Below are 2401 nucleotides of genomic sequence, written 5' to 3' on the forward strand. Positions count from 1 at the left end.
GGGGTCCAACCCGAATTTCTTGTCAGGTTTATGCTTTCGGTAGGCTTTATCAGAGAAGTGGATTCATCCACCTACGGCGCCAAGATGCCACGTGCCAGTTGGGACTTTATTGGCAATCTGCCTGTAACCTTGCCACCAACCGAAGAACAATCCACCATCGCCGCCTTCCTCGACGAAAAAACCACCCAAATCGATCAACTCATCGAAAAGAAAACCCGCTTCATCGAACTGATCAAGGAGAAGCGCGCGGCGCTGGTCACCGAGGCGGTGACCGGGAAATTCGATGCGCGCACGGGAAAGCCTTATGCGGAATACAAGGATTCAGGAGTGGAGTGGCTGGGCAAGGTGCCGGCGCATTGGGAGGTAAAGCCCTTGAAAAGGGGCTACAGCGTTAAACTTGGAAAGATGCTACAGCCAGTCCAGCAGGCTCCCCAGGACGTTCTGAAACCATACCTTCGTGCTTCTAACATCCAGCCAGATGGAATTTATGTTTCTGGTGTAAAGGAAATGTGGTTTTCTCCACTTGAGCTAGGCGTGCTCAGGCTGAAGTATGGGGATTTGTTGGTAAGCGAAGGCGGTGATGTAGGGCGTTCCGCGATATGGAGACGAGAATTAGAAGAAGCCTATTATCAAAATTCTATCAATAGGGTAAGAGGTCTGGAAGGAAACAATAATTACTACTTAAATTATCTTCTTTCCTGCATCAAGGAATCGGGAGCCATTGATGTTATATGTAACCGACTTTCCATTGCTCACCTTACAACAGAAAAACTAAATGAAATACAGATATTGTTCCCCACTGCCGAAGAACAATCCGCCATCGCCGCCTTCCTCGACGAAAAAACCACCCAAGTCGACCAACTCATTGAGAAAACCCAACAAAGCATCGATCTGCTTAAGGAAAAACGCGCCGCCCTGATCACCGCCGCTGTCACCGGCAAGATAGATGTAAGGAATGAACGGATATGACCAGTGATGACAGGCGCCAACTGCATATCCAGAAAATTGTTGGAATCCTGACGAGGCTAGCCCAACACCAGCCTGTGCAGATCACGTCGTTAACGCCTTTGCGAAGAATTTTGTCAGAGGAGGAAACGCCTGATTTCATGCGTTATCTCATCGGCAGGACTTTGGCTTACGTTCATCACAATGAAAGCTTGTCTGTAGCCGACTCCCCAGACAGGGGCGAGAAAATAGAATGGCTTGAAAGGTTATTGCTTCTCCTGGACAGCCGAAACAGCGGACAAGACAAGAATGACTTCAAGCGCCAATTGAAAGAGGTTGAATACTATTGTGATTCTTATTCGAAAGGATGGAAAAGAATATGGATTCATGCTACACGACAGATTCTCGATGATGTGGACTTGTGCCTGATGGAGTGGGTGGCCCGGTGTTTTATTAACGACTGGTTCACGGGTTATGACGCTTATGTGGCTGCCAAATATTACTGCACCAGCTATGAAAACCATCGATTTACACTGACAACAAGATCAGAAACCAGGGTCAAGGATATCCTTGATTTTCTCCACATGCCGCGGACGAATGATGCGTATGATGACTGCTGATCCCCACCATGAAATCCACCTTGAATCCCATATCGTTGATCAGCTCAAACAACAGGGCTGGCTGGAAGGCGATCATCAACACTATGACCGCGCACGCGCCCTTTATCCCGGGGATGTGATCGGCTGGATTCAGGACACTCAGCCGGAAGCCTGGGAGAAGCTGCGCCGGGTTCATGGCGCGGATGCGGAAACCACGGTGCTGGATCGGCTGGTCAAGACGTTGGCCTCCAGGACCTGCGGCACCCTGGAGGTGCTTCGCCGGGGCTTTTCAGTGGCGGGCGCGGGCGCCCTGGCCATGAGTCAGGCCAAGCCGGAAGACAGTCGCAACGAGACGGTAACTGCCCGCTACACCGCCAACCGCCTGCGCGTGGTGCGGCAGCTGCGCTATTCCCTGGACAACGAGAACGCCATCGATCTGGTGTTCTTCATCAACGGCCTGCCTGTGGCCACGGTGGAGATCAAGACCGACTTCACCCAATCGGTGGAGGCCGCCAAGCAGCAGTATCGGGTGGATCGCAAGCCAAAAAGCGCCACCACGGGACGCATGGAGCCGCTATTGAGCTTCCGGCGCGGCGCGGTGGTGCATTTTGCCCTGTCCGATTCCGAAATTTACATGACCACCAAGCTGGCCGGTGAGTCCACCTTCTTTCTGCCCTTCAACCGGGGTAATGATGGGGCTGCTGGTAACCCACTAGCTCCCGAGGGTGAATACCCAGTCAGCTATTTCTGGAACTGGATCCTGCAAAAAGACAACTGGCTGCGCATCTTCCATCGCTTCGTGCTGCTGGAGCGCAAGGAGGTGGAAGATGCGGAAGGCCGGATTCGCTACAAAGAAA

The 2401-nt window shown here is 52.1% G+C and carries 3 protein-coding genes; all 3 read left to right on the forward strand.

The annotated features are described in order from the left end of the window. Positions 1–969: restriction endonuclease subunit S (locus tag ACOCD2_RS16865; protein ID WP_293674906.1), on the forward strand; the 969-nt coding region annotated here is incomplete at its 5' end. Continuing rightward, positions 966–1565, forward strand: a complete 600-nt coding sequence (locus tag ACOCD2_RS16870) for a hypothetical protein (RefSeq protein ID WP_293674905.1) — start codon at positions 966–968, stop codon at positions 1563–1565. The genes ACOCD2_RS16865 and ACOCD2_RS16870, both read left to right, overlap by 4 nt. Next, the coding region (locus ACOCD2_RS16875) for a type I restriction endonuclease (RefSeq protein ID WP_305802976.1) at positions 1552–2401 on the forward strand (850 nt) is incomplete at its 3' end. The genes ACOCD2_RS16870 and ACOCD2_RS16875, both read left to right, overlap by 14 nt.

The organism is Thiolapillus sp., from assembly GCF_048562965.1.
Lineage (GTDB): Bacteria > Pseudomonadota > Gammaproteobacteria > Chromatiales > Chromatiaceae > Thiolapillus > Thiolapillus brandeum_A.

Bases quoted from the DNA above. Each gene is read 5' to 3' on its own strand.
- ACOCD2_RS16870 (WP_293674905.1), top strand. From the start codon at position 966: ATGACCAGTGATGACAGGCGCCAACTGCATATCCAGAAAATTGTTGGA.